The organism is Roseibium sp. 10G30-5 (assembly GCF_055809635.1).
The window spans coordinates 1,343,739-1,368,044 of the sequence record NZ_CM147918.1 but is presented as its reverse complement, the minus strand read 5'-3'; the positions used below and the strand labels follow the sequence as shown (position 1 = coordinate 1,368,044).

Annotated in this window: 12 protein-coding genes and 8 pseudogenes; 14 read left to right on the top strand and 6 right to left on the bottom strand. The window is 56.8% G+C overall.

Features of this window, described 5'->3' with window-relative positions; all coding sequences use genetic code 11:
- Nucleotides 1–70: 70 nt before the first annotated feature.
- From AC0L7U_RS06930 to AC0L7U_RS06905, 6 genes and pseudogenes are all read left to right on the top strand, one after another.
- Nucleotides 71–1,363: pseudogene (locus AC0L7U_RS06930) on the top strand (ABC transporter substrate-binding protein).
- Between the two features lie 108 nt (nucleotides 1,364–1,471).
- The gene (locus AC0L7U_RS06925) at nucleotides 1,472–2,344 is read left to right on the top strand and encodes a carbohydrate ABC transporter permease (protein WP_473694845.1); all 873 of its coding nucleotides are present in this window, start codon (nucleotides 1,472–1,474) and stop codon (nucleotides 2,342–2,344) included.
- Between the two features lie 2 nt (nucleotides 2,345–2,346).
- Nucleotides 2,347–3,179 (top strand): annotated as a pseudogene (locus AC0L7U_RS06920) (carbohydrate ABC transporter permease).
- A gap of 13 nt (nucleotides 3,180–3,192) precedes the next feature.
- Nucleotides 3,193–4,197: an ABC transporter ATP-binding protein gene (locus AC0L7U_RS06915; RefSeq protein ID WP_473694843.1), complete on the top strand. Its 1,005-nt coding sequence runs from the start codon at nucleotides 3,193–3,195 to the stop codon at nucleotides 4,195–4,197.
- Nucleotides 4,194–4,968 (top strand): annotated as a pseudogene (locus tag AC0L7U_RS06910) (L-iditol 2-dehydrogenase). The gene AC0L7U_RS06915 and the pseudogene AC0L7U_RS06910 overlap by 4 nt, the downstream one beginning before the upstream one ends.
- A 113-nt stretch (nucleotides 4,969–5,081) precedes the next feature.
- Entirely contained in the window at nucleotides 5,082–6,554 is a 1,473-nt protein-coding gene (locus AC0L7U_RS06905) for a mannitol dehydrogenase family protein (RefSeq protein WP_473694841.1), read from the top strand.
- A gap of 135 nt (nucleotides 6,555–6,689) precedes the next feature.
- Here the strand turns inward: AC0L7U_RS06905 and AC0L7U_RS06900 are convergent.
- The 3 genes and pseudogenes from AC0L7U_RS06900 to AC0L7U_RS06890 all read right to left on the bottom strand — a co-directional run bounded on the left by AC0L7U_RS06900 (nucleotide 6,690) and on the right by AC0L7U_RS06890 (nucleotide 10,341).
- Nucleotides 6,690–7,746: pseudogene (locus tag AC0L7U_RS06900) on the bottom strand (FAD-binding oxidoreductase).
- A 19-nt stretch (nucleotides 7,747–7,765) separates the two neighbouring features.
- Nucleotides 7,766–9,001: an aromatic ring-hydroxylating oxygenase subunit alpha gene (locus AC0L7U_RS06895; protein WP_473694839.1), complete on the bottom strand. Its 1,236-nt coding sequence runs from the start codon at nucleotides 8,999–9,001 to the stop codon at nucleotides 7,766–7,768.
- A 338-nt stretch (nucleotides 9,002–9,339) separates the two neighbouring features.
- A complete protein-coding gene (locus tag AC0L7U_RS06890; RefSeq protein ID WP_473694837.1) occupies nucleotides 9,340–10,341 on the bottom strand; it encodes a GlxA family transcriptional regulator in 1,002 nt (333 codons plus the stop codon).
- 118 nt (nucleotides 10,342–10,459) lie between these two features.
- On the opposite strand from AC0L7U_RS06890, the pseudogene AC0L7U_RS06885 reads away from it, so the two are divergent.
- The 5 genes and pseudogenes from AC0L7U_RS06885 to AC0L7U_RS06865 all read left to right on the top strand — a co-directional run bounded on the left by AC0L7U_RS06885 (nucleotide 10,460) and on the right by AC0L7U_RS06865 (nucleotide 16,103).
- Nucleotides 10,460–11,714 (top strand): annotated as a pseudogene (locus AC0L7U_RS06885) (sarcosine oxidase subunit beta family protein).
- A 46-nt stretch (nucleotides 11,715–11,760) separates the two neighbouring features.
- On the top strand, nucleotides 11,761–12,027 hold the full coding sequence (locus AC0L7U_RS06880; RefSeq protein ID WP_473695695.1) for a sarcosine oxidase subunit delta: 267 nt from the start codon (nucleotides 11,761–11,763) through the stop codon (nucleotides 12,025–12,027).
- Nucleotides 12,024–15,024, top strand: a pseudogene (locus tag AC0L7U_RS06875) (sarcosine oxidase subunit alpha). The gene AC0L7U_RS06880 and the pseudogene AC0L7U_RS06875 overlap by 4 nt, the downstream one beginning before the upstream one ends.
- Nucleotides 15,025–15,038: 14 nt before the next feature.
- Nucleotides 15,039–15,596, top strand: coding sequence for a sarcosine oxidase subunit gamma (locus AC0L7U_RS06870; protein WP_473694835.1), 558 nt, complete (start codon nucleotides 15,039–15,041; stop codon nucleotides 15,594–15,596).
- Nucleotides 15,597–15,704: 108 nt separating this feature from the next.
- The gene (locus AC0L7U_RS06865; RefSeq protein WP_473694833.1) at nucleotides 15,705–16,103 is read left to right on the top strand and encodes a histidine phosphatase family protein; all 399 of its coding nucleotides are present in this window, start codon (nucleotides 15,705–15,707) and stop codon (nucleotides 16,101–16,103) included.
- A 208-nt stretch (nucleotides 16,104–16,311) separates the two neighbouring features.
- On the opposite strand, the gene AC0L7U_RS06860 is transcribed toward AC0L7U_RS06865, so the two are convergent.
- Complete coding sequence (locus tag AC0L7U_RS06860; RefSeq protein WP_473694831.1) at nucleotides 16,312–18,348, bottom strand: oxidoreductase; 2,037 nt, start codon at nucleotides 18,346–18,348, stop codon at nucleotides 16,312–16,314.
- Nucleotides 18,349–18,478: 130 nt separating this feature from the next.
- On the opposite strand from AC0L7U_RS06860, the gene AC0L7U_RS06855 reads away from it, so the two are divergent.
- Entirely contained in the window at nucleotides 18,479–19,114 is a 636-nt protein-coding gene (locus tag AC0L7U_RS06855) for a TetR/AcrR family transcriptional regulator (RefSeq protein ID WP_473694829.1), read from the top strand.
- Between the two features lie 71 nt (nucleotides 19,115–19,185).
- Here the strand turns inward: AC0L7U_RS06855 and AC0L7U_RS06850 are convergent, their stop codons facing one another.
- Nucleotides 19,186–19,992: an alkaline phosphatase family protein gene (locus tag AC0L7U_RS06850; RefSeq protein WP_473694826.1), complete on the bottom strand. Its 807-nt coding sequence runs from the start codon at nucleotides 19,990–19,992 to the stop codon at nucleotides 19,186–19,188.
- 180 nt (nucleotides 19,993–20,172) lie between these two features.
- Nucleotides 20,173–21,310, bottom strand: a pseudogene (locus AC0L7U_RS06845) (glycoside hydrolase family 88 protein).
- Between the two features lie 240 nt (nucleotides 21,311–21,550).
- Between AC0L7U_RS06845 and AC0L7U_RS06840 the strand changes: the two are divergent.
- Both AC0L7U_RS06840 and AC0L7U_RS06835 read left to right on the top strand, forming a co-directional pair.
- Nucleotides 21,551–23,357 (top strand): annotated as a pseudogene (locus AC0L7U_RS06840) (heparinase II/III domain-containing protein).
- Between the two features lie 129 nt (nucleotides 23,358–23,486).
- Complete coding sequence (locus tag AC0L7U_RS06835) at nucleotides 23,487–24,239, top strand: FadR/GntR family transcriptional regulator (protein ID WP_473694824.1); 753 nt, start codon at nucleotides 23,487–23,489, stop codon at nucleotides 24,237–24,239.
- The last annotated feature ends 67 nt before the right edge of the window (nucleotides 24,240–24,306 follow it).

Sequence of the window (24,306 nt, the reverse complement as noted above, 5' to 3'; positions counted from 1 at the left end):
TCACAGCGAGCTGGAACTTCGCTCACTTGGGAGGAAATCCATGAGGAAGACATTTGGAACTGTACTTGGTTTGACCATTGCAGCGGTCGCAACTGCGTCTACGGCTTACGCCGCGGACACAACGCTGACCATCGCAACGGTTAACAATGGCGACATGATCCGCATGCAGAAGCTTGCAAGCGACTTTGAAGCCAAGAACCCGGGTATCAAGCTTGACTGGGTTACGTTGGAAGAAAACGTTCTCCGTCAGCGTGTTACGCAGGACATTGCCACCAAGGGTGGTCAGTTCGACGTGATGACGATCGGAACTTACGAAGCTCCGATCTGGGGCAAGCGCGGTTGGCTTGTTTCCCTGAACGATCTGCCGAAAAGCTATGACGCTGACGATCTTCTGCCATCCGTTCGCGGTGGTCTGACGGTTGACGGCAAGCTGTATGCTGCACCGTTCTACGGTGAGAGCTCCTTCGTCATGTACCGCAAGGACCTGATGAAGAAGGCTGGCATGACCATGCCTGAAAAGCCCACCTGGGACTTCATCATGAAGGCCGCAGTGGCAATGACCGACAAGAAGGACGGTGTCTATGGCATCTGTCTGCGCGGCAAGCCGGGTTGGGGCGAGAACATGGCGTTCCTGACGGCCATGGCGAACTCCTTCGGTGCTCGCTGGTTCGACATGAAGTGGAACCCGCAGTTTGACACCAAAGCCTGGAAAGACACCCTGAACTTCTACCTCGATCTGATGAAGAAGGCAGGCCCTCCGGGTGCATCGTCTAACGGCTTTAACGAAAGCCTGGCTCTGTTCCAGCAGGGCAAGTGCGGTATGTGGATCGACGCCACCGTGGCTGCATCTTTCGTGACCAATCCGAAGGACAGCAAGGTTGCTGACGAAGTCGGCTTCGCACTGGCTCCGGACAAAGGTCTCGGCAAGCGCGGCAACTGGCTGTGGGACCTGGAACCTCGCTATTCCGGCTGGCTCCAAGAAGATCGAAGCTGCGAAGAAGTTCGTCGATTGGGCGACTTCCAAGGAGTACACCGAGCTTGTTGCAAGCAAGGAAGGCTGGGCGAACGTGCCTCCGGGAACGCGTACTTCGCTGTACAAGAACCCTGAGTATCTGAAGGCAGCTCCGTTCGCGGAAATGACCCTCAAGTCCATGCAGGCTGCCGACCCGAACCACCCGACTGTGGACGACGTCCCCTACACCGGTGTTCAGTTCGTTGCGATCCCTGAATTCAGGGCATCGGTACGGCAGTTGGCCAGCAGTTCTCTGCTGCTCTTGCAGGCCAGATCAGTGCTGACAAGGCTCTTGCCAACGCTCAGGCTCTGACAATGCGCGAAATGAAGCGTTCGGGCTACATCAAGTAAAACCTGTAAGCTTTACGGGTAACGGAGCCGGCCCCTCACGGGCCGGCTCCACGCATAGCAACCTTGCTTCAGAAACCTTCTGATCATTCCGGGATCAAGAGATAAATCATGTCAACGAAGGCTTCCCGATCTGCCGCGAGAGCGATGCTCTCACCGTCGGTGATTCTGCTTTTGGGGTGGATGCTCGTCCCCTTGGGGCTGACCCTGTATTTCTCTGTCTTGCGCTACAATCTTTTGATGCCGGGGCAGCATCCGTTCATCGGATTCCAGAATTATTATTACTTCCTGACAGATCCGGCCTTTTTGACCGCGCTCATCAACACACTGCTGCTTGTCGTGGGTGTGCTGATCATCACGGTCGTTGGCGGTATTCTAATGGCATTGCTGATCGATCAGCCAATGTTCGGTCAGGGGTTCGTTCGTATTCTGGTGATTTCTCCGTTCTTCATCATGCCGACGGTGTCTGCGCTGATCTGGAAGAACATGTTCATGAACCCGGTGAATGGTCTGTTCGCGCATCTGGCGACGGCGTTGGGTATGCAGCCCTACGATTTCCTGTCGCAAGCGCCTCTCCTGTCGATCATCGGGATCGTCAGCTGGAGTTGGCTGCCGTTCGCAACGCTCATTCTCCTGACCGCCTTGCAATCGCTTGACAGCGAACAGCTTGAGGCGTCGGAGATGGATGGGGCGGGGCCATTCTCGCGCTTCTTCTACATCATGCTGCCGCACCTTTCGCGCGCAATCACAGTGGTGATCCTCATTCAGACGATCTTCCTGCTGTCTGTCTTCGCCGAGATCCTGGTGACGACCAACGGTGGTCCTGGCAATGCTTCGACCAACCTGACCTACCTTGTTTACAAGGAAAGCCTGCTGAACTTCGACGTAGGAACGGGCAGTGCCGGTGGTGTCGTTGCGATTATTCTCGCTAACATTGTTGCGATCTTCCTGATGCGGATGATCGGCAAGAGCCTGGATGCGTGATCATGGCTCGTTCTGTTACCACTCAAAGAAAAATCCTGTTTACGATCGCTGCCTGGTTCTCGGACTTCTTATCTTCTTTCCGATCCTCTGGACGATCCTGACCAGCTTCAAGACAGAAGCCGAGGCGATTGCTGATCCGCCCCTGTTTCTGAATTTCCACTGGACGCTTGAGAACTACGTCACGGTGCAGGACCGCTCGGATTACTTCCTGCACTTCTGGAACTCGGTCATTATCTCGGTCGGGTCCACGGTTCTGGGGCTGATCATCGGGATCCCGGCCATGCCTGGTCCATGGCTTTCGTCGCCAGGCAAGCGGACCAAGGACATCCTGATGTGGATGTTGTCGACCAAGATGCTGCCGCCAGTTGGTGTGCTGGTTCCGATCTACCTGTTATTCCGTGATGTAGGTTTGCTCGACACGCGCACCGGCCTGGTGATTGTGCTCACACTGATCAACCTGCCGATCATTGTCTGGATGCTGTACACGTACTTCCGCGAAATTCCTGGCGAAATTCTGGAAGCGGCGCGCATGGACGGGGCTGACCTCAAGAACGAGGTTCTCTACATCCTTCTGCCGATGGCGGTGCCGGGTATTGCGTCCACTTTGCTTCTCAATGTCATTCTGGCGTGGAACGAGGCATTCTGGACACTGAACCTGACGGCGGCAAAGGCGGCTCCCCTGACAGCCTTCATAGCCAGCTTCTCGAGCCCGGAAGGTCTCTTCTACGCCAAGCTCAGTGCGGCTTCCACCATGGCGATTGCGCCTATTCTCATTCTTGGCTGGTTCAGCCAAAAACAGCTTGTCCGCGGCCTGACCTTTGGCGCGGTGAAATAGGGAACGATTTGATATGGGACGCATCAATCTCGAAAAGGTCACGAAGAACTTTGGCGAAGTGGCCGTCATCCCGCCCCTGGATCTGACGATCGAAGATGGAGAATTTGTGGTGTTCGTCGGGCCGTCAGGCTGCGGCAAGTCCACTCTGCTTCGTCTGATTGCCGGTCTGGAAGACGTGACATCGGGCCAGATCCTGATCGATGGCAATGATGCGACGGCTCTGTCGCCTGCCAAGCGGTCGCTGGCCATGGTTTTCCAGTCTTACGCCTTGTATCCGCATATGTCCGTGCGCAAGAACATCACGTTCCCGCTGCGCATGGCCAAGATGGACAAGGCCGAGCAGGAGCGCCGCGTCAAGAATGCTGCCGAGGTTCTCAACCTGACGGCCTATCTTGAGCGTCGTCCGGGGGAACTGTCTGGTGGTCAGCGCCAGCGTGTTGCCATTGGTCGCGCCATTGTTCGCGAGCCATCTGCTTTCCTGTTCGATGAGCCCTTGTCGAGCCTGGATGCCGCTTTGCGCGTCGGCATGCGTCTGGAAATCTCCGAGTTGCACAAGCGCTTGAAGACGACCATGATTTATGTGACGCACGATCAGGTGGAAGCCATGACCATGGCCGACAAGATTGTCGTCTTGCAGGCTGGCAACATCGAGCAGGTCGGGTCGCCGCTGGAACTTTACCGTGAACCGCGCAATCTCTTCGTCGCAGGCTTTATCGGATCACCGCGGATGAACTTCATCAAGGGTGCCGATGCAGCCAAGCGCAATGCCGACACAATCGGCATTCGCCCGGAGCATATTGATACGTCGGCAACCACCGGCACCTGGAAGGGCACCGTGGGCGTTTCCGAGCATCTTGGGTCGGACACGTTCTTCCATGTTCATCTTGATGGTCATGACGAGCCGTTCACTATCCGTGCAGGCGGGGAAGTCTCTTTCCACCACGGCGACGACATCTGGCTGACGCCGCAGGAAGATCGCATCCATCGCTTTGATGCGGCCGGGATGCGGATTGCATGAAGCGGCTTGAAGGCAAAAAAGCTCTGATTACAGGGGCTGCCCGAGGGATCGGGCTTGCCTTCGCCAAAGCCTATATTGCTGAAGGCGCGCAGGTCGCGATTGCCGATATCAATATCGAGCGCGCGCGATCTGCGGCTGCCGATCTGGGGAATGACGCCCTTGCCATCGAAATGGATGTTACACGGCAGGACAGTATTGATGCGGCGGTAAGCCAGACCATTGAGGCGCTCGGCTGTATCGATATTCTGATCAATAATGCAGCGCTGTTCACGGCCAACCCGATTGTTGATATTGACCGCGCCGATTACCAGCGCGTCTTCGACATTAACGTGACGGGGGTTCTGTTCACGATGCAGGCCGTGGCCCGGCAGATGATTGCACGCGGTAAAGGCGGCAAGATCATCAATATGGCGTCGCAGGCGGGGCGTCGCGGCGAACCTTTGGTTGCGGTGTATTGCGCCTCCAAAGCTGCGGTCATCAGCCTGACACAATCGGCGGGTCTCAATCTCATTGAGCACGGCATCAACGTCAATGCGATTGCGCCTTAGCGTTGTTGACGGCGAACATTGGGATGGCGTTGACGCGTTCTTTGCCATGCATGAAGGCAAGGCTCCGGGCGAGAAGAAGAGGGAGGTCGGTGAGGCTGTCCCGTTTGGACGTATGGGCCGGGCGGAAGATCTGACCGGAATGGCTATTTTTCTTGCCAGCTCTGATGCCGATTATATCGTTGCCCAGACCTATAACGTGGATGGTGGCAACTGGATGAGCTGATCTGGCTTGTCTGTCTGTTTTGTCTGGAATTTCATGTGCCACGCGGCTTACATAAAGGCGTGCGGCTTATGTTCATCACGGTTTCTCACGACATAGTATAAAGGGAGGAAGGCATGGCTACTCGTCTCGCTCTGCAAACCCTCGACACGCTGCCCGAGAAGGTTGCGGTTCCTGGTTACAACCGTTCCGATCTCAGCGCCGGTATCTTTCATTTCGGCGTCGGAAATTTTCACCGAGCCCACCAAGCGACTTATCTGGACAAGCTGTTCTCAACCGGCAAGAGCCATGATTGGGCGCTGGTCGGTGCAGGCATCTTCGAAGGGGAACGCAAGGTCTGGCAGATCCTGAAAGGTCAGGACTGGCTGACAAGCGTTGTCGAACAGGAAGCGACTTCGAGCGAAGCGCACGTCATTGGGTCGATGATCGATTTTGTCGAGCCTGCGGATGGCGCAGCCATTGTCGCACGCATGAGCGAAGAAGACATTCGCATCGTGTCACTGACGATCACGGAAGGGGGCTACTTCCTCGACAGTTCTGACCGGTTCGACCCGACGCATCCGGCAATTGCCGAAGATGGACGCAACCCGGACAACCCGAAAACGGTCTTCGGACTTATTCTGGCGGGCCTGAAGGCGCGCCGAGACAAAGGCCTGCCGCCGTTTACCGTCATGTCCTGCGACAACATTCCGCACAACGGCTCGGTCACGCGCAATGCGCTTGTCGGTTTGGCAGAGTTGTTCGACACGGATTTCGCCGCTTGGGTGAAGGAAAACGTTGCCTTCCCGAATGGCATGGTCGATCGCATCACGCCCGCAACGACGGATCGTGAACGCGGTATTCTGGCTGATGACTTTGGTGTTTTCGACGGAGCGCCTGTGTTCTGCGAAGCCTTTACGCAGTGGGTTCTGGAAGACAATTTCCCGCTCGGCCGTCCGGCGTTTGAAGATGTTGGCGTGCAGTTCGTTGATGATGTTGCTCCGTTCGAACTGATGAAGTTGCGCATCCTCAACGGTGGGCACGCAACGATTGCCTATCCGGGCGGTCTCATGGACATTCATTTTGTGCATGAAGCCATGGAAAACACGTTGATCCGGGCCTTTCTGCGCAAGCTGGAAGAAACCGAAGTGATCCCGAATGTGCCCCCAGTGCCGGATACGGATCTCAAAGGCTATTTCGATCTGATCGAAGAGCGGTTCTCCAATCCGAAGATTGGCGACACCATTCGCCGTCTGTGTCTGGATGGCTCTAATCGCCAGCCGAAGTTCATTGTGCCAACCCTGCGCGATGCACTGAAGTCCGGTGGTAAATTTGAAGGTCTGGCGTTGGAATCCGCTCTGTGGTGCCGTTATTGTGCTGGCACAACGGACAGTGGCGCCGTGATTGAACCGAATGATCCGAACTGGGATGCCTTGCAGACACGGGCCAAGGAAGCGCGCGAGCGTCCGCAGGCTTGGCTCGAAATGGAAGCCGTCTACGGCGTGCTCAAGGACGATGAACGTTTTGCTGACGCGTTTGCGGGCTGGCTGAATGATCTTTGGGCCAAAGGCACCGAGGCTGTTTTGAAGGACTACCTCGGGCGGACCTGAGCGAGCATGCCATCCCGGTCTTGTGGATGGTGCTCAGAGCTGAAGACAACAAAGAACAAAGGCGGTGTCCGGGTCTCGGAATGCCGCCTTTGTTGCGTGTGAGGCCGTCTTCCGCAGGCGCGCATGGGCCGGATGTCAGATCTCGACGGTCACCGCACCGCGCGGGTGAGAGCAGCAGGCGAGTATATAGCCTTCATCAATGTCTTCGTCGGTAATGCCGCCGTTGTGCACCATATGCACTTCCCCGGCAATTTTCTTGATCTTGCAGGTGCCGCAGACGCCGAAGGTGCATCCTGAGGGAATGTTCAGGCCAGCGGTGCGTGCGGCCAGCAGGATGGTGTCGGCCTCTGTGCACTTCTGCTTGACACCGGACACGGCAAACTCGATTTCCGAGGTGGCATCTTCATCCAGGATCACGTCATCGGGCACGATGCGGGTTTCGCCTATTGGCGCATGGAAGCTTTCCTGATGGTAGTGGTCCATGTCGAAGCCCAGGCCTTGCAGGGCGTCACGCACCGATTGCATGAAGCCCTCCGGCCCGCAGCAAAACACCTCACGCTCCAGATAATCCGGTGCCATCAGCCCCAGCATGAGCTGATTGAAATAGCCTTGATACCCTGTCCATGGCTGATAAGGATCGGTCTCCTTGACGACCCATTTCAGATCGATGCCCTTCACCCGGCTGGCCATGTGTTCCAGCCGTTCGCGGAAGATGATTTCAGACGGTCGCTTGGCGCAATTGACGAAAACAATGTCGGCGTCGCGCCCCTGATCATAGATTAGCGTGGTCATCGACATCATCGGCGTAATGCCGGACCCTGCTGAAATGAAAAGATATTTTTCGGCAGGGTGATTGCTGATCGAGAAGCTGCCGCCGGGCCCGATGGCGCGGATGCGCATGCCTGCCTGCAAGTGATCAATCATCCAGCGGGTGCCGATGGACCCCTCCTGCGCCTTGACGGTGATTGTCAGCGACAAGGGGCGCGACGGCGAGGAGGAAATGGTGAAGGTTCGCAACAACGGACCTCCGGCAACGGGCAGTTCCAGTGTCAGAAACTGGCACTGGACGAAAGTTGAAAGGCTTTCCGGACGGTGCCTGAAAACAGAAGGTTTTGACATTCGGCATCTCGGGAAGAACCGAGACGCATTCCAGTTCCGCGCTGTCATCCCAATAAGACAACGCGGGGACCATTTCACCAGAAGTCATGCAATCATTCCGCTGCCAGCAAGGAAGGGCTCAGGCGCTGGCCCAGTCGGGCGCAATACCAGTCGATGAATTGAGTCACGCCAGATTCCTGAATGCTCGAATAAGGTCCGGGTTCATAGGCGGGGCTGTTGATGCCAAGCTGGTTGTTCTCGACGACGATACGGTCCTCATCGTTGGTGTGCATCCAGACTTCCGTCAGCGTCTTGAGGTCGTAGTCAACCCCTTCAACGGCGTCCTTATTGACCAGCCAGCATGTGGTAACCTCACTTTCCGTCGGGCTGAGAGGGGTCAGCCGGAAGGTGATGGAATGGTCGGGCATGAAGTGGTTCCACGTGCTGGGATAGTGGAACTTCAGCAAGGCGCCGGCATCCAGGAACGGCACGCGGCCCAGCCGCTTTTGCACGGCGATCTTGCCGGTCATGGTGTAGCTTTGCGCCCCTTCCAGCAGCGGCATGCGGGCCAGGCGATACTGTCCATCCTCGGCGATCGTATAGCGTGATGGCAGCCCGGCACTTTCCATGCGGTGGAAATGTGCCGCCAGTTTTTCAGGCACGGTTCCATCGGCGGAGATGCCGGTCACCGTCGGATCTTCGGGATAGGTGCGACACAGCGAAGGGTGGCTTCCGGCACAATGATAGCATTCGCGATTGTTCTCCCACACCAGCTTCCAATTGCCCTTCTCGACAATGGTGCTGGTAAAGGCAACCTTGGCATTCGACAGGTCGTGTGGTTGCAGATAAGGCTGGGCGGTCTCGGCAAAACGATCGAAATCAGGCGCGTGCCGGGCAAGGCAGATATAGACGAGCCCCGCCATTTCGCGGCAATGGATCGATTTCAGGCCGAATTGGGTCGGGTCGAAGTCCGGCCCCATATCCCGTGCCCACAACAGGCGGCCGTCCAGCTCGTAGGTCCATTGATGGTACGGACAAACAAGCTTGGCGACATGACCGGACTGGGCGCTGCAAATCACCGATCCGCGGTGTCGGCAGGTGTTGTGGAAGGCGCGGATCTCACGGTCCTGCCCCCGTACGATGATGATGCCATAGGTCCCGACACGATGTGTCATGTAACTGCCGGGCTTGGGCAGCTGACAGGCTGGCAGAGCGAACAACCAGTCCTTGTAGAAGATCTCTTCCAGATCAGTCTGGAAAACGGCGGGTGACGTATAAAGCGATTGCTCGAGAGAAAAGCCCGGCTTACGTCGTTGCAGCAGCTCCTGCGGAGTAAAAGTCTCTTCCATGTTCGGTCTCCATGCTTGCGCGTTCGGCGCATGGGCGAGGGTGACTTTGCAACTCAATTCCTCAGCACGATATCTGGTGTTCAAGTGTCTCTAAAAGCCTCAAGCACCTGACTTTGCTATATTTTTACTTCATTGACCACGTGAAGTGTTCGTCCGTTTATCGGATGAGAATCCGATGCCGCCGGGCTGCCAATCGAGAAAGCGTAAATTTGGAAAAAACCGGGCGCAAGATTATACTTTAATCAGGTTGAGCTTATACTTTTCTCAGGAGATTAATATTTAGGCGAAGAAGCTTGCAGGAGGGATGTAGAGTATATGTCTGTTCAATCCCCTGATTTTCAGGAGTTTTCCGAGTATCCGTTGTGTGCGCTGCGGTATTCGGCAGGGGTCACGCCTTCCAGTTTGCGGAACACCCGCAACAGGTGAGAGGGATCGCAGAAGCCTGTGGCCTCCGCAATGTCGGCGATTGGATACCGCCTGTCCTTGAGCATCAGTTTGGCGTGGGCGATGCGAATGCGCGTTGACGCTGCAAGCGGGGTTAGACCCAGCGACTGGGTAAAGTGGCGCTCCAGTTTCCGGCGGCTCATTTGCAAGCTTTTGGCCAGCGTTTCGATGGTCACTGGCGTTTGCAGGCTCTGCTGCATGCGGGTCAGGGCCTTGCGCACCACCGGGTCCTTGCTGACCAGTTCCATCGGCAGGCCGGGTTGCGGATTTTCTGCGGTCTGCGCTTCATCAATGATCATGATGCTGAGACTTTTGCGGGCTGCGGCCCGGCCGATATGGCGGTCAACCAGATAGGCTGCCAGATGCGCGGAGCTAACGCCTCCCGAACATGTCAGTCGGTCACGGTCGACGACGAAGATCTGGTCGGAGATTGGCGTCAGATCGTCGAACTGTTCCAGAAAATCCTCGTGGTGAAACCAACTCACGCAGCAGCGATAGTTTTTCATCAGCCCGGCCCGGTGCAGAATGAAAGCACCCGTGCAGATGCCGATCAGTGCGGTGCCCTGGTTTGCGGCGTGTTTCAGATAGTCGAGACACTGCGGCGGCACTGGAGCGACTTCGTCCAGCAGGCCGCCAACCACGACGATGTAGTCATAGTCGTCGGGGGCTGCCAGCGTTGCGTCCGGGTGGACATCAATGCCGCAACTGGACCGGACCGGCTGGAGGGTTGGAGAAATCACATGCCATTCGCACCGAATGGGCCGTGAGCGGTCGCCTTCATCGGCTGCGAGGCGCAGAACATCAACAAAGTTGGCAAAGGCGGAGAGGGTGAACTTCTGCGAGAGGATGAACCCGACCCGCAATTTTCCTCCGGAGGCTGCATTCAACGATGCCATGGATCCCTCAGCGGTGACTTGCGTAATTCTACAATAGATATGCCGCAATTATACGTTTCACAAAAGAGACAAAAGGCTACCAATAGTCAACCGACCCTTTATTGGATTGCTGCGGCTCATGACCCATTTTTCGGCTTTGTCCCTTCTGAAAAACGCTTTGAACGGTCATGCCGGCTGGCAGCAGCAATGGCCGGAGCGCGAACCGCGCGAGGAATATGATGTCGTCATCATCGGGGCGGGTGGACATGGGCTTGGCACAGCGCATTACCTTGCCAAGGAACACGGCATCACCAATGTGGCGGTGATCGACAAGGGCTGGCTTGGCGGTGGCAACACAGGGCGCAACACGACGATCATCCGTTCGAATTATCTCTACGACGAGAGCGCGAAGCTCTATGACCATGCGCTTGATCTGTGGGATGGGTTGAGCAAGGATTTGAATTATAACGTCATGTACAGCAAACGCGGTGTTTTGATGCTGGCGCATACCGTGCATGACGTGCAGAGTTTTCAGCGCCATGTGCACGCCAATCGGTTGAACGGCGTTGATAATCGATGGGTGTCGACCAAAGAGGCCAGCGCGCTGTGTCCTCCCCTCAATGTTTCGCCCACCGCCCGCTATCCCGTTCTGGGTGGTGCGTGGCAGCAGCGGGCCGGTGTTGCCCGTCATGATGCGGTGGCACTGGGGATATGCACGCGCGGCATCGGCGCGAGGCGTCGATATTATTCAAAACTGTCCCGTCACTGCCATTCGTCGTGGCCCGGATGGCGTAGTGACGGGCGTGGAGACGGCCAAAGGCTTTATCCGGGCCAAAAAAGTGGCCGTATCCGCCGCTGGTCATACCTCGGTGGTGATGGAGACCGCTGGGGTGCGTATGCCGCTGGAAAGCTTCCCCTTGCAAGCGCTTGTCAGCGAGCCGGTCAAACCGATTTTCCCCTGTGTCGCCATGTCCAATACGGTGCACGCCTATATCAGTCAGTCTGACAAGGGCGAGCTGGTCATCGGTTCAGGCACGGATCAATACACCAGCTATTCGCAACGCGGTGGCCTGCCATTGATCGAACATACTTTGGCAGCGATCTGCGAGATGTTCCCGATCTTTTCGCGCATGAGAATGCTGCGCAAATGGGGAGGCATCGTTGATGTGACGCCCGATCGCTCTGCCATCATTGCCAAGACGCCGGTGTCCGGTCTCTACGTTAATTGTGGCTGGGGGACGGGAGGGTTCAAGGCAACACCAGGGGCCGCTCACACACTGGCATGGACCGTTGCAAAGGACGAGCCACATCCCGTCAACGCGCCTTTTACGCTGGAACGCTTCACCACAGGGCGCTTGATCGACGAGGCAGCGGCGGCTGCCGTGGCTCATTGAGGAATACGACATGCTGCTGATTTCTTGCCCCTATTGCTAGGAAACACTGCCGGAATTAGAGTTTGCCCATGCCGGTGAGGCCCATATCGCACGTCCTGCCGATCCCTCAGTCCTGAGCGACGAAGAGTGGCGTGATTTTCTGTTTATTCGCACTAATGAAAAGGGTCTGCATTTTGAGCGTTGGCGGCATGTGCATGGCTGCGGCCGATTTTTCAACGCTGTGCGGGATACGGTGAGCGACCGCTTCGTCACCACCTACAAGGCCGGGGAAGCCAAGCCGGATCTGAGCGATCTTGTTGGAGGTGATGCATGAGTGTGTTTCGTGTTCCCGGTCGTGGCCGTGTTGATCACGACAAGATCGTGTCTTTCACGTTCGATGGAAAGACGTTCGAGGGCCGTGCGGGCGATACCGTCGCTTCAGCATTGCTTGCCAATGGTGTGCATCTGGTTGGGCGTTCGTTCAAGTATCACCGTCCGCGTGGCATCGTGACGGCTGGCTCGGAAGATCCCAATGCCTTGATTGGCACACGACGAGGGCCGGGACGGGCGGAGCCGAATACCCGGGCCACTATGCAGGAGATCTGGTCTGGCCTTGAAACGACCAGTCAGAACCGCTGGCCAAATTTGTCGTTCGACGTAGGTGCCATCAACGACCGTCTGTCTCTGATGTTTTCGGCGGGTTTCTACTACAAGACTTTCATGTGGCCCAAATCGTTCTGGGACAAGGTGTATGAGCCCCTGATCCGTGGCGCTGCCGGGCTTGGTGTCGCGCCGGATACCGATGACCCAGATCATTATGCTTCGCGCTACCTGCATACCGATGTGTTGGTGGTTGGGGCTGGGCCGGCTGGTCTGGCCGCTGCGCGATCGGCGGCGGAAGCCGGGGCCAAGGTTGTTCTGGTTGACGAAAATTCGGAAGTTGGTGGTAGCCTTTTGAGCGAGCCTCAAATGTCCATCAATGGTCTGGGTGCATGGGATTGGCTTTCGGCGGAAATGCAGGCCTTGGCGGCACTTGGCGTCAAAATCATGCCGCGCACGACGGCGATTGGCTATTACCATCAGAACATGGTGGGGCTGTGCCAGAAGCTGACGGATCATCTGGAGACGTTGCCCGAGGGTAGTCCGCGTGAGCGGATGTGGCGAGTGCGTGCGGGGCAGGTGATCCTGGCACAAGGGGCGCTGGAAAAGCCGTTGGTGTTCAATGGCAATGATCGTCCGGGCGTCATGTTGGCAGGATCGGCGCAGATTTATCTCAACCGCTTTGGCGTGCGGGTGGGCAATGCAGCCGTTGTTGTCACCAGTCATGACAGTGCCTTGGTACGCGGCGTTTGACCTTCAGTCCGCCGGCGTTACCATTCGAGCCATCGTTGACACGCGCGTTGAGGGGGCGTCCCTGGATCTTGTGACGCAGGCGCAGACGTTGGGTATCGACGTTCTGGCTGCCCATACTGTCTGTGCGACCGAGGGACGCTTGCGGGTCGCAAGTGTTGAAGTTGCACCGGTGCGCGATGGCGTTCTGGGTGCACCGCGACGGCTTGAGTGCGATTGTCTTTTGATGAGTGGTGGTTGGACGCCGACCTTGCATCTGTTTTCCCATACCAAGGGCAAGTTGATCTGGGATGAGGTGCGTGAGACTTTTCTGCCGGATACAACCATCGAGGATTGTCAGATTGCCGGGGCTGGGCGTGGGCTTTGGGGCATCGCTGACGTGCTTGAAGATGGCGCGGATGCCGGACGGCGTGCGGCTGAGGCACTGAGCAGGTCTGTTGGGGCCGCACATCTCTTTGACGTTGGTCATGATCGGACAGGAACCGGCGAAAGTTGCCGGGATTTGCCAAGCAATGTGCCGGCCTCCAAGATCAAGGCGTTTGTCGATTTTCAGAATGACGTGATGGCCAAGGACATTCGCCTCGCGGTGCGGGAGGGTATGCATTCCATCGAGCACGTCAAGCGCTACACAACCAATGGCATGGCGACGGATCAGGGCAAGATGTCCAACATCAATGGCCTGAACATTGCGGCAGATGCTCTTGGCAAGGCGGCACCTGAGGTGGGGCTGACGACCTTCCGTCCACCCTATACGCCGACAACCTTCGGGGCATTTGCCGGGTATCACAAGGGCAGCCATTTCGACATCACACGCAAGACCCCGATTGATGACTGGGCGGTAGAGCAGGGTGCGGTGTTCGAGCCGGTAGCCCAGTGGCGGCGGGCACGCTATTTTCCCAAATCGGGCGAAGATATGGACGCAGCCGTGCTGCGAGAGTGTCGGACAACCCGTGCGCATGTTGGTATGTTTGATGCCTCGACCCTGGGAAAGATCGAGGTGGCAGGGCCTGACGCGATTGAATTCATGAACCGCATGTATACAAACCCCTGGACGAAGCTTGCGCCGGGGCGGTGTCGTTATGGACTGTTGCTGGGCGAAGACGGGTTCATCCGCGACGATGGTGTCATTGGTCGCCTGAGTGATGATCTCTTCCACGTCACCACCACGACAGGTGGCGCACCGCGCGTGCTCGCCATGATGGAAGATTATCTACAAACGGAATGGCCGGATCTGAAAGTCTGGCTGACGTCGACGACCGAGCAATGGGCTACCATCGCCCTGAACGGACCCAGCGCCCGCGCGCTGTTGGCGCCGTTTGTCGAAGGGCTGGATATTTCGGCCGAGACCTTCCCGCATATGTCCGTTGCGTCTTGTACGGTGGCAGGGTTCCCGGCCCGGCTGTTTCGCATAAGCTTTACCGGCGAGTTGGGCTTTGAAGTCAATGTTCCGGCGCGCTATGGGCGCAGACTGTGGGAGACCTTGTGGCTCGCTGGTCGCCAGCATGACATGTGCTGCTATGGCACCGAGGCGATGCACGTGCTGCGGGCTGAAAAGGGGTACATCATTGTTGGTCAGGATACAGATGGAACAGTAACGCCAGCGGATGCAGGGCTCACATGGGCCATTGGCAAAAAGAAACCGGATTTTGTTGGCAAGCGGTCGCTCAATCGTCCGGATATGTTGTTGGCGGATCGCAAGCAACTCGTTGGATTGCTGACGACCGACGGTGCGACAAAGCTGGAAGAGGGCGCGCAGATCGTGCTGGATCCAAACCAGTCTGTTCCCATGACCATGATGGGCCATGTCACATCATCCTATTATAGTGCTGCCATGGGGCGGCCCATTGCGCTGGCCATGCTGAGTGGCGGACACGCGCGTAAAGGCGAAACGGTGCATATCCCCATGCCGGAGGGCACCATTGCTGCAACAGTCACCGGGACGGTTTTTTATGATCCCGACGGCGCCCGTCTTAATCCTTGAAGGAAGGTGCGATCATGACAAGTCTTCCAAGCGATCTGAAGCCGGGCCTGTTGGTTGAAACCGACGCGGCATCTGTCAGTCTGTTGCCATTTCGAACGCGGTTTTCGCTGCGGACCCGACCGGACAGCCTTGAGGCGATTTCAGGTGTTCTCGGCGTCGCTCTGCCGCAGACCATCGGTGCCCGCAGTCAGGGGTCGGCTGAGGTGGAAGCCTTGTGCCTTGGGCCGGATGAATGGCTGATTGTGAGCGAGCCTGATGCGGTGGAGAGTGTTTCTGCTGCAATGGCCGCGATTTTTTCAACCCATCCACACAGCCTTGTTGAGGTCAGTGACCGGGATCTGTCGGTCCGTCTCGATGGTTCTGCCGCAACCGTTCTCTTGACCATTGGCTGCCCGCGGGATCCGGAAAGTATTGCTGTTGGCGAAGGACGTCGAACGGTGTTCAGCGGTGTGTCTGTGGTTTTGTGGCGGGATGGACAAACAAGCTGGCGGCTGGATGTCTGGCGCTCATTTGCGCCGCATGTGCTTGAACTGCTTGCACTCGGCTGTCAGGAATTGATGGCCGAGCAATGAAATGACCGCCAAAACCGTACGATACTTGACCCATCCGCAGGTTCAGGTCGATGCGCGATACGCCCGTGCCGGAATGGGGGCTGAGTGCCGTTGGGCATAAGCGGGCTGATGCCATTGGTAGGCGATCTTGGGGACCTCACTTCGACCACCAGAGTTATCTGCAGTGGCGAAACCAAGTCACTGCAAATCGCCGCCCCTCTGGCGGAGGCGCTGCGAATTGATGTCGAAGTGCGCCCTCACATGCACGAAAATGACTGCAGTGCGACGGGCTTTCTGCCAACTCACGAATTTGAAGAAATCGCAGACCTGTTCTTCGCGCATCCTGCTCAAAGTATTCGCGATTGGGAAACCGCATATGATGCACAGAAGAGGATTGTTGCAGAGATGGATGCCTCTCTGGCTGGCCATGGGCATGGGGATGTGCTGATTGTTGGACATGGAGCAGTCGGTACACTGCTGTTTTGCGCTCTGTCAGGCATTCCGATCAGTCGTGCCTTCGATCAGTGAGCTGGCGGTGGCGGATGCTGGTTTGAATTTGATATGCAGCATCGCGTTCCGCGCCAGCCATGGCAGCCGCTGGAAAGGCTGATGACCGACAGTGGCGCGTGATCTCATGAGGGCGTCTGCCCGCTCTTAATCAATCAGAACGGATGAAAAGAGCATCGGTATTGCGCCAGATGCTCTTTTCTATGTCGGCCGGTCCGTCTGATAAGGATCAAAGGTCCTTGACCAGCCTCAAGGCGTCATAAATGGCGGCATGGGTGTTGCGCGAGGAAATGGCATCGCCGATGCGGAAAAGTTGGAAGTCACCATCTGCGTTGGGCGTCAAGGTTTGGGGATGGCCTGCCACCAGAGCCTCGTGATCAATACTGCCGAGGTTGCGTGACAAGGGTTTCAGCTCCAGATACAACTCGTCCAAAGGCACGATGCCGGCATTGATGACGATCTGATCAAAGGGCTTTTCAACGGAAATGCCACCATAGTCGCTACCGATTGTCGCCATCAGCCCGTTGCCGTCCCGTCGCACGACTTCAGGACGATAGGTGACGGTAAAGGTAGCATCGGCTTTTTGCAGGGCGCGCATGTAAGGCACAAGGTTCATGCCCATAACTTCCGGTGCAAAGGAACGGTCAGGTGTCATGATCTCAACGTGCCCACCGTTGGCCGCTACCACTTCGGCAGCTTGTAGTCCGGCATTGTCTCCTGCCTCATCGTAAACCAGCACATTGTCTCCTGGTTTGACGTCACCCGAGATGAGATCCCAAGCAGAGATGACCAGATCATTGCCTTTCGACAGGATTTCGGTTTGCGGAAATCCGCCGGTGGCAATGATGACTACATCCGGGTGCTCAGCCGTTACCGTATCGGCTTCTGCCCAGCAGTTGTATCGAAAGGTCACGCCAAGGCGTATGCACTCGGACACCCGCCATTCGATGATGCTGATCATCTCCTTGCGGCGATGGTTTTGCGAGGTCAGCAGGATCTGGCCTCCCGGCTTGTCGGCTGCCTCCATCACAACGACCGTATGACCGCGCTCGGCAGCAACGCGGGCCGCTTCCAGGCCGCCGGGTCCTGCGCCGATCACGACGATCTTACGCTTGAGCGTTGCAGGTGGGATCTCGTTTGGCATTGTCAATTCGCGGCCAGAAGCGGGGTTATGAATGCAAAGTGCTTCCCCGCCCAGATAGATGCGGTCGAGGCAGTAATTAGCCCCGACGCAAGGGCGGATCTGGTCTTCACGGCCTTCTATGATCTTCTTGACGATCAGTGGGTCGGCGATGTGGGGCCGTGTCATGCCCACCATATCGAGCTTGCCTGAGGCGATGGCATGTCGTGCCGTTGCGACATCGGCAATACGCGCGGCATGGAAAACCGGGAATTTCGTCTCAGTGCGAATATCTCCAGCAAAATCAAGATGTGGTGCGCTGGGCATTCCCTGAATGGGGATCACGTCCGTCAGGGCGGCATCCGTCTCCATATGGCCGCGAATGATGTTGAGGAAGTCGACCAACCCGCTGCCTTTCAGACGACGAGCAATCTCCAACCCTTCCTCCTTGTCGATGCCGCCGTCTGCCATCTCGTCGAAGGTGCCGCGCACGCCGACAAGAAACCGCGGCCCACAGCGCTTACGGATGGCTTGCAGAATGTCGAAGGTGAACTTCAGTCGATTGTCCAGTCCGCCGCCATAGGCATCGCCGAGTGCATTGGTGCGCGGTGAAGCAAACTGGTCCGGCAGATGGCCATAGGCATTGATTTCGATGCCATCCAGTCCGGCGTCCTGCATCCGTTCGGCGCCATCGGCATAGTCTTTGATGATGCGCTCAATGTCCCAATCTTCAATCAGCTTGGGTGCTGCGCGATGGGCGGGTTCGCGTTGCAGAGACGGCGACAGGGTTGGCAACCAGTCGCCTGTGTCCCAGCGGGTCCGGCGGCCAAGGTGCGTGAGCTGGATCATCACCGCACAGCCATGCTCGTGGCAGGCATCGGAGAGGTCGCGCATCCATTTTACGATCTCGTCCTTGTAGACCAACAAATTGCCAAAGGCCGGGGGGCTGTCGCGCGATACAGTGGCGGACCCGGCTGTCATCGTCAGGGCGACACCCGCCTTGGCGCGTTCTGCGTGGTAGGCTCGGTACCGTTCCTTCGGCATTCCGTCTTCGCTGTAAAACGGCTCATGCGACGTAATCATGATCCGGTTCTTCAATTTCAGATGCTTGAGGTGATACGGCTGCAAAAGGGGATCGTTCGACATGGCTGACCTCTGGAATTCTTTTGTTCTGTCGAAAATCCTAAACGTGAATGTTCACTAACGTCAATTAAATTGACATAAGTGTACATTTCACGTTTGTCTTTGCCCAAAGGCCCTGATAGAAGGCAGCCGCATGACGGATACAAGCAATGATACGGGCTGGCGCGGCTCTGAAAAGATCTGGCTGGACGCGGCCCATCAGGCGTTGATCGAAGCGGGCATCGACGGGGTGCGAATACAGAAGCTGGCCAAGGCGATGAACCTGTCGCGCACCAGTTTTTATTGGTTTTTCAAGGATCGTGAAGCGCTTCTGGATGCACTGATGTGGCGTTGGCGTGATAAGAATACCGGCAGTCTTGTGGCGCAAAGCGAGGCTTACGCTGAGACCATCGGCGAAGCCGTTCTCAACGTTTACGATTGCTGGTTCGATGAGGCTCTGTTTGATTCACGGCTTGAATTTGCCTTGCGGGGCTGGGGCTTGCAATCCGCGCAAGTGGCCGGAATTATCGAAGAGGCTGACCGGATAAGGCTCGAGGCACTGGCTGTCATGTTTCGTCGATTCGGTTGCCCCGAGGCGCTGGCGGATGTACGGGCGCGGACATTCTATCTGGCGCAGATCGGCTATATTTCCATGCGCGTTGATGAGGGCAAGGACCTCAGAATGAAGCGTGTTCCAGCCTATGTTGAAACCTTCACCGGAGTTGCCCCGCGTGATCAGGATTTACGTCGTTTTTTTGCCCGCCACGGTAAAGGTTTTCCTCCCGCATAGACCTGATGAGAAGGCTATCTGAAAGGCAAGGAGCGTGGTCAGGACCACGGCTCCAGTGGGGAAGAAGCGGATCAAAGCGCGTCGATGGTTCCAGTGAAGGTTGGCAGGGAACCAGCCTCGACACCAATCAGGCGGCAGACCATGCCGGCAATCTCGATTTGCTTGGGTGCCGGGTCAAGACGCATACCGAGCGTATAGAGCGGCACGTCGCGCTCACTGGCCACCGGGCCACCGTGATTGCCATCATCGGACATGCCGTGATCTGCGGTGACGATGATCTTGTATCCGCGTTCCAGCCACACCGGCACATAGCGGGCCAGCAGGTCACCTTGCTTGCGTGCCTTGTTGCGATAGGCTGTCGATATGCCACCAGCCTTATGACCCGTATCGTCAACATTCATCGGGTGCAGCAGCACGAAATTCGGCGTGCTGCGGGTGATCAACGCGTTCGCATCAGCAAACAGATGGTCGTCGGGATAGGTATCATCCCAATAAAAGACGCCATTCTGAATGTCGGCATCCGCATCAATCAGCAACCGATCGGAGAGGGGATCAAATGGCGAAGAGACGTAAAGTTCGCTTACCCAGTGATACGCGGCAGCCGCTGTCGTGCCACCAGCCTTGCGGACCCGGGCAAACACATTATCGCCGACAGAGCGACGGATGATGTCGTTGGAGATGATCCCATGATCGACAGGCGGGCGACCAGTCAGGATGGTTTCATACAGCGGACGGGAAATCGCCGGAAGTTCACTGCTGATACGGTGAACGCCGCAGCGCCCGTGCTCCACCATGCCTTCTATCCAGCCCAATGTTTCACGCGCCACATCGTAGCGCAGACCATCGAGTACGATCAGAACGACCTTTTCGAGTGCCATTCCCAGACCTTTCATGTCTGTCGGCAGAGGGATTGCGCCGCGTCTTTGTGCAGGCTCACCCCTGCGAATATTGCAGTGCGAGATCTTGATGCTGCCCGCATCGAATGAAGTCAAGTGACGTTTATGTCTCGGTCCGGAGAGGGGGCGGAGGGGAGGTGCCTTGTGGTCATGCGGCGTTTGTCACCAATAGCTTGACCATTTGCGGGTCAGGCGGATCAGCGCTTCCATGTAATAGTAATCGCCCCATGCGACGCATTCGTCGACCCCTTCACCGCGGCAGGTGTTGTAGGGCGACTTCTTCGAGTAGGTGCCATGAAGAAGCTGGCCATTCGAAATGGCCGGGTCGGTGACGGCGTAGTGATCGATCAGACTTTTCAGCATGCGCCGTGCCAGATCGCGATAGGTTTTCGCCTTGGCGGCATCAACCAGATCAGCCATTTCCAGAAGGCCGCAGATGACGATGCTGGCGGAAGAGGAATCGCGTGGTTCGTCGCCCTCCGTGAAGATCAGGTCCCAATAAGGGACGAGGTCTTCGGGCAGTCGTTTGCAGTAGAAGCCGAGAAGTCGGTTGAACGTATCGGCATAGTCTGTGAGCGCTTCATAGCGATAGGACAGTGCCATGCCATAAATGCCCCAAGCCTGGCCTCGAGACCAGTCGCTGTCATCGCGATAGCCCTGATTGGTGGCTCCATGCGAGGGCGCGCCGGTTTCCGGGTTCATGTAGAACGTGTGATAGGTGGAAGCGTTATCCCGGATCGAGTTGGCCAGCGTCGTGCGGGCATGTCTCAGGGCAATCTCGCGGTACCGCGGGTTGCCGGTTTTACTGGCTGGCCCAATACAGCAGCGGCAGGTTCAACAGGCAGTCGATGATGTAGCGATAATTGTCGGGCGCTCCCATGACGCCCCAGGCTTGCAGAAAGCCGCCGCGTTCATGAAAGCGGTCCAGCAATTGATCCGCCGCCAGAATGGCCGCTTCGCGTCCGTCTGTGTCGCCGACGAGCTTCAGGCGGCCACGCAGGTGGGAGAATACAAAAAACCCATGTCGTGATGATCGGTGGCAATACGATGGCGGATGCGGTGCAGGAAACTTTGCACATGGATTTGCGCCGCATGTTGAAAAATCTTGTCGCCAGTCGCCTCATAGGCCAGCCAGATCTGTCCGGGCCAGAAGCCCGAGGTCCATTGGTCATTGGCTACTGCGGGATAGACGCTGTTGACGCTTGAGTGGTTCTGGCACTGATAGGTGAAGGCTGGAAGGTTGCGGCGCACCTTGGTCAACGGCGACAGTCAGCGCAGCGTTGATCTCCGTGTCGGAAATTGACGGAAGGCGTGTGAGTTCTTCAAGCCAGGTCACGTGATCAGCCTTTATATTTGGAGTGGGTCGTACCGCAGATCACGCACCGTGAAGAGGCCTTATGATCATGATGTTGTACTATAACTTACCATAAATCATACAAATTATAAGAGAAGTATAGTTTTCTGACTAGGTTCGCTTGGCGGCACAGACGGTAGAGGGCTGTCGACGTGGATGACAAAGAGGGAAACAGGAGGATGGGGCGTGTTTACTGAAAGGCTCAATGGCTTGCCCGAGGTACTGCCTGTGTTCATGGCCGCTCCTCGTATTGGGGATCGTGAGGCTTGGGATGCGCTGCCTCAGACTGTGAAATCGGCTTTGCTTCGCGAAGGGGAAGATGCGCTCGCGGGGACTTGGTCTTTGATCACGGCCAGCGATTATCTGGCGTTTAGTCGCACCGGCAATCGGGTTGATTTTGAGGCGTTGTATTTCGCCAGACGGCGGCGGCTGAATGCTCTTGTGCTGGCCGAATGTGTTGAGCGGCAGGGGCGGTTTCTCGATGAAATCATTGATGGAATCGTCTTGATTTGTGAAGAAACCGGATGGCAATTGCCTGCGCACAATGCTTGCAAGCGAGGTGAGGGTCGCTTGCCTCTGCCGGATCCTGCTCGGCCGGTCATCGATCTTTTTGCCGCAGAAACCGGTGCGTTGCTGGCCGTGCTCGCTCAGGTGCTGGCGGAGGATCTCGCGCAGGTCGCACCACAGGTGCTGGAGCGCATTGACGCGGAATTGCGCCAACGCATCGTTCACCCTTATCTTACCTCGCATTTCTGGTGGATGGGACACGGCAATGAGCCGATGAATAACTGGACAGCGTGGTGTACCCAGAACATCTTGCTAACGGTTTGCACCCGTCCTGCTTTTGAAAAAGACCGGTCGGACGTTTTCTGCTAAGGCAGCCAAAAGCCTTGATGCTTTCGTGAAAGATTATGGCGACGACGGCGCGTGTGCAGAAGGCGTGCTTTACTATGGCCACGCTGCGCTGTGCCTTTTCAATGCCTTGCTGGTTCTGTCAAGTTGCGCAACAGACAGCTTCTCGCCGCTATGGAGCGAAACGAAGATCCGCAATATGGCTGAGTTTGTTGCCAATATGCATGTGGCCGACAAGCGCTATTTCAATTTCGCTGATAGTTCTGCCGTGGTGGGGTTTTGCAGCGCGCGCGAGTTTCTTTTTGGGCAGTCCGTCGGATCGGAGCGACTGGCGCGGTTCGCGGCGCTAAGCTGGGCCGTGGACGCCGCTGTCACTCTGCCGCTTGAGATCAATCTGTTCTATCGGCTGCAAATGGCTTTTACCGTCAAAGCATTGAAAGAAAAGGCGATCGACGACGGGGAGCATCACGAGGAGATTTCCGACGTTTGGTATCCAAGCATTGGGTTGATGATCGCGCGGGATGATCGCTTTGATCTGGCGGTCAAGGCTGGTCATAACGGCGACAGCCACAATCACAATGATGTCGGTAGCGTCATTTTATATAAGGACAAGCGCCCGATCCTGATCGATGTCGGCGTGGAAACCTACAAGGCCAAGACGTTTTCGGCCCAGCGCTACGATATCTGGACCATGCAATCCGCCTTTCACAACCTGCCCAGTTTTTCCGGTGTCATGCAGGCCGCCGGGGCGCGGTTCTGTGCGCGCGATGTGGTCGTTGATCTGGGGCAGGAGTATGTCTCCCTGGCAATGGAAATCGCAGGGGCTTATCCGGCAGATGCGCTTCTCCGGTCATATCGGCGCAGCGTCAGGCTGATCAAGGGCAAGAGTGTGATCATCGAAGATCGGTTCGACGGCGATCAACCGGCTCAATTGTCCTTGATGTTTGCAGAAGAGCCTGTTGTGACGGCCAATGAATTGCATCTTGGAGAGGCTTGTGTGATCCGCCTTTCGGGCGCGCATGTGCTGGCGGTGGAGTCTTTGCCACTCACTGATGAGCGTTTGCGTGCCGCCTGGCCCACATGCCTTTATCGTGTTGTGCTGGAGCTGAGGAGTGAAATGCTCGTCCTTTCAATCACCTGATTGAGGAGCGCAGCAGGCCATGTCTTGGACCGGATGACTTGAATTGTCTGACAAATAATGACAAGTTTGAGACAAATCTAGTGGCGGGTTGGCTGGCGGCTGACTGTCGGTATCCGGAAGGACGACCTTTTGAAGGAACGTGGGGGGCAGAACAGGGCACGCACCGGGACACTGGCTGCAAAGGTCAGTGACGACTTGCGCACCGCTATTCTTGAAGGTCACTATGCAGTGGGCGACAAGCTGCCGAGCGAGGCGCAACTGACAGAAAACTTTGGCGTCAGCCGCACCGTGGTGCGCGAAGCTGTTGCCGTCTTGCGCTATGATGGGCTGGTCGAGGTGCGTCAGGGAGCGGGTATTTTCGTGCTGCCGGAGAACGCGCGGAATGCTTCTGGTCAGGGACTGGATCCGGATGGCATTTATTCCGATCTCGAATTGCTTGAAATCCGTACGCCTATCGAAATTGAGGCGGCAGGTCTTGCAGCTCTGCGACGATCGCCTGCGCAAGAAGAGAAGATCTTTCAAGGTCACGCGGCAGTGGCGCGCCTGATCCAGGAGGGGGCTTCAATTCGCGCGGCGGATTTCGCGCTTCATCTTGCGATTGCCGAGGCGACGAACAATCCGCTGTTCGCTGAATTTCTGCTCATGCGACAGACCAGGTCTATTCCCCTGTCCAGCGCGGTGCGCGATCGGAATACAGATGCCAAAATTGCGTATCGCAAGCTGATCCACGCAGAGCATGAGGCGATTGTTCTGGCGATTTCCAATGCTGATGAGGATGGCGCGCGCCAAGCCATGCAGACGCACCTGAAAGGCAGTCAGAAACGCTATCGTGATATTCTGCGCCAAGAGCGGCTTGAACTGCTTGCAGCACCAAGTATGTAGCGCTCTGGACTTTCTTTAAAGCAAAAAGGGCGTCTCGGTGCTGCACCGGGGCGCCCTTTTAATTGGG